Origin of the sequence: Bradyrhizobium sp. sGM-13 (assembly GCF_018398875.1) — a bacterium.
Lineage (GTDB): Bacteria > Pseudomonadota > Alphaproteobacteria > Rhizobiales > Xanthobacteraceae > Bradyrhizobium.
In genome coordinates this window covers 1-3,776 of record NZ_JAGWDK010000108.1, presented here as the reverse complement: position 1 = coordinate 3,776, position 3,776 = coordinate 1, and the positions used below count along the sequence as shown (strand labels likewise).

Here is a 3,776-nt window from a genome sequence, read left to right as displayed (position 1 = left end):
ATCTACGAGAAAAGCCGCGGCGGCCGCAACATTCCGCCGCGGACTCTGCATAACCATGCGCTCCGCATAATTACGGAAGTCGACCGGCGTGCTGGCCACGTAAACCTGAACACCTGCCGGGATCATGCCTGCCGAACCGCCCGGATTACCGCAGCAAGCCGCTCAGGCTCCACATCGCTGCCGATGCGCACCGCGACATCGCCGACCACAATTTCCATCGTCTCGCCCGCCACAGCTTCAAAACGCGCGAACTTGACCGGTCGGGCTCGCTCGGAAAGCGGCGCAACAATCCCCGAGGCCAGCGCCTTGCGCTGCCAGGCAAACACCTGCGACGGATCAAGCCCGTGAGCCCGCGCGATCGCCGACACGTTCGCCCCCGGCGCGAACGTTTCCCCGACAATCCGCTCCTTCGCCTCCCGCGACCAGGTGCGATGGCTCCGCCCCGGACTGACGGGAAGCCGCTCGGGTGTCGCCGTGATAACTTCGAAGCTCTTAGTGTCAGACCTATGTTCGCTCATATGATCTCCTGGGAACAAATCACCGGGAGATTCTCTAACAATCAAACACCGCCCGCTATGCGGGGTGACCTACACGCTAACCTTTCTTCAGGCCCCACCTCACGATGACGCCCTTGCGCTTCGCTAACCCTTCGCCACCATCAGGCTGGGTAGAGGACTTCCACCCCCAAGTTGTCGTTCATACTCGGCACACAAAAAATGGGCCACTCCAACGGAGTGGCCCAAGTAAGGGAGGAACGGCCCTTGAGGGTCTTTGGGATCAGGCCGCAGCGTGTTCGATCGGTGAGAATGGCAAGCCGAGACTCTCGGCGACCGCCTTATAAGTCAGCCGACCCCGATAGACATTGAGGCCTGAGCGCAGATGCGGAGTTTCAAACACCGCCGCGAAGCCCTTGTTGGCCAGAGCCAAACCAAATGGCAGCGTTTCGTTGTTGAGTGCGTGGCTTGAAGTCTGCGGGACAGCTCCCGGCATATTGGCCACACAGTAATGAATGGCGCCGTCCACCTCGTAAGTTGGATCAGCGTGCGTCGTCGGGTGCGACGTCTCAAAACAGCCTCCTTGATCAGTGGCGACGTCGACGATCACCGAGCCCCTGCGCATTGAGCTCAACATTTTACGGCTGACCAGCTTCGGCGCGCTCGTGCCGGGCACAAGAACCGCGCCGATGACGACGTCTGCCGTAAACACCTCCTCCTCGACACTGTCGATCGTCGAGAACCTGGTACGAACGCGACCTTCGAACCATTCGTCTAGCTCGCGGAGCCGGGGTATCGATCGGTCAATGATGGTGACCTCGGCACCGAGACCCGCGGCCATGCGTGCGGCATGGGTACCGACAACGCCGCCCCCGATCACCACCATACGGGCGGGCTGAACACCGGGAACGCCGCCGATCAACAGCCCCCGCCCACCTGTATATCGCTTCAGGGCCGTGCCGGTCGCCTCGATTGCAAGCCTGCCTGCGACTTCGCTCATTGGGGCAAGCAGCGCAGGCCGCCGTGTGCGTCAGTCACGGTTTCATAAGCGATAACGTCCCTCTCGCGGAAAGCTTTCGCCAATTCAGTGCCCATTTCGGGGCTACAGTCTGTATCCAAGTAGCGTCGTGTGGTGACCTCGTTCCACAAAGGAACCAGAGGGCGAATATGACAGTAACAACCGACGAATACGCGTCGTAAAATCGTCACGACGGGGCCCGAGAACGCCTGACGCACCCACGGACGTCGAGTAGAGATAGCCAAGGAGGCCATCGATAGTCCAGTGGTGCTCGTAATAGTGACGAAGCTCGGTGATTTCACTGAAAACGGAAGCGCCTAGGATTTCTCGATCGGTCACCGTGAGCACAGGCCGGACGCCACCGGGACCAGCCGGAAGCTCACGAGGCTTATCAGCCAATCGATAACATGCTTCTATCACCCGACCAACTACTGAGGTTGGCAGTTGGCGCGGGCGCAACTTCTTGCATCTTGCTAGCGGATCGATGCAAAGGCGCGGGTAAGCCTTACAATTGCATGATGATAAATGGCAAAAATTTCATGGAAACGCACGCATTAGACAACGTCCTGTCCAGTCTGCCTGCAGCACCTGCATCACGGCCTGCTGGACGAAGCGGTCGAGGCCGAGACAAGTGTGCTGTTCGAGCTCATCAGCGCACCCTACGAGCGGCGCTCGATGCTGATCACTGGATCATACTTTCCAGAACAACAAATATCGACCATCGATCCTAGTAGTTTCAAAGCTCGACTGGCCATGTAGACTGAGCCATACGCTCGTTAAGACCAATGAGCTCGTTAAGACCCATGAGAAGACATTTTGGTCAAGAAGAAGTCCCAATGACCACTGTGCTGGCCAATGCTCCTGAGCAAACTTCAAACATGGACCCATCATACTTGGCTTCGCTGAAGTGATGCCCATGCCGTGGCTAGGCCGGTGTAAAACGCGGTGGCGTGAGTGTACCGAAGTGAATGTCCGCTTCTCTACTAAAGGGATGCTGTCGCTGGAGCAACAAATTGGCGCGACGGACCGCGACGGACCAAGAAGAGATGTTTACAGTGCAGTATTGTCAACGGGCCGCTTGCATCGGCTCGCGTGCTTTGCCGAGCAATTCGAGTGCAATCTGGTTGCGTTCATCTCGGATCGCAAGTTCATCTAATGTCGATTTTGCGGTACGCTATTGCTATAGTCTGTACGCGGAGGGAAGAGAAATGCCGGACATCGTTGTAACTGATGTAATCGCTTCTTCCATCGTAAAAGCAATCGAGGGAGGTAATGACGATTTCATTGATGCTATCACCGGCGTCGGCGATAATCGTCCCATCGCCGTGGTCTTAACGGATCCCGCATCCGAGCGCGTTCTAGGAGGCGCGATGGGAATTTCATCGGCGGGATTGTTGTTCCTAGACTCGTTCTTTTTGCCCAGGGGATTTCGCGGAAGGGGCTTGGGAACAATGATTTTGAAGGAATTTGAAGACGAAGGTCGACGGCGTGGCTGCCGATCGGCTTTCCTCTACACGACCAACTTTCCAGATTTCTACGCTCGGAATGGATGGAAAACCTCTGGCCGAATACCTAGCGACCCACCCGGAACATTCCGGGTTTTTATGACCAAGGACTTAGAAGCATCCTCTATCTAGGAGCCTGTCCAGTTAGCTTTGGGAAGGCAGTTTTATCTTGATAATGGCGGCTCAGGCGGCCCTTGCGAGCTTGACGAGGTTGTGAGCGGTGCAGATGAGCGCCCATTCTGCGCTGACCTTTTCGATGCCGCGCAGCAGGAATTGCCTGAACCCTCTTGCCTGTTTGATCTGTCCGAAGACGGCTTCGACGATCTGCTTGCGTGTCAATCGGCGTTCAAATTTGGCTCTGACTCACTTTTGATGAAGTTCGAGTGCCGGCTCACGTTGGTTTCACAAAGGAATCAACGTGATGCAGCGAGCCTTACGTCCGTCGGCCCTGGTTCCTCGCGGGTTTGACGTGGAGAGTGCCTTCTGTGACGGCGCCACGACGGTGATCACCGTGCGTCCCACGAGCGGCAAGAGTCTCTGTCCCGGGTGCGGAGCCGGTTCAAGGCGGATCCATAGCCGATATCAGCGGCGCCTAACCGATCTGCCGCTGGCGGGGCGGCAGGTCCGGGTTATGGTCGTGGCGCGCCGCTTTCGCTGCGATACAGTTCTGTGCGGTCGACGTATTTTCACCGAGCGCTTCGAGGGTAACCGGCATGAGGCCCCCACCTCGCCATCGCGAGGTTCGCCTGCGATACAGCC

Annotated in this window: 3 protein-coding genes and 2 pseudogenes; 2 read left to right on the top strand and 3 right to left on the bottom strand. The window is 57.5% G+C overall.

From position 1 onward, the window contains the following. Nucleotides 1-122: 122 nt before the first annotated feature. Both KJQ96_RS38145 and KJQ96_RS38140 read right to left on the bottom strand, forming a co-directional pair. Nucleotides 123-518, bottom strand: coding sequence for a transposase (locus tag KJQ96_RS38145; RefSeq protein ID WP_213291064.1), 396 nt, complete (start codon nucleotides 516-518; stop codon nucleotides 123-125). A gap of 259 nt (nucleotides 519-777) precedes the next feature. Then, nucleotides 778-1,547, bottom strand: a pseudogene (locus KJQ96_RS38140) (alanine dehydrogenase); the annotation flags it as partial. Between the two features lie 1,173 nt (nucleotides 1,548-2,720). On the opposite strand from KJQ96_RS38140, the gene KJQ96_RS38135 reads away from it, so the two are divergent. Continuing rightward, nucleotides 2,721-3,149 (top strand): GNAT family N-acetyltransferase, encoded by a 429-nt coding sequence (locus KJQ96_RS38135; RefSeq protein ID WP_213291123.1) that lies wholly within the window; start codon nucleotides 2,721-2,723, stop codon nucleotides 3,147-3,149. 51 nt (nucleotides 3,150-3,200) lie between these two features. Here KJQ96_RS38135 and KJQ96_RS38130 read toward each other — a convergent pair. Then, a pseudogene (locus KJQ96_RS38130) lies at nucleotides 3,201-3,365 on the bottom strand (transposase); the annotation flags it as partial. Nucleotides 3,366-3,438: 73 nt separating this feature from the next. Here KJQ96_RS38130 and KJQ96_RS38125 point away from each other — a divergent pair. Then, the coding region (locus tag KJQ96_RS38125; protein WP_213291122.1) for a transposase family protein at nucleotides 3,439-3,776 on the top strand (338 nt) is incomplete at its 3' end.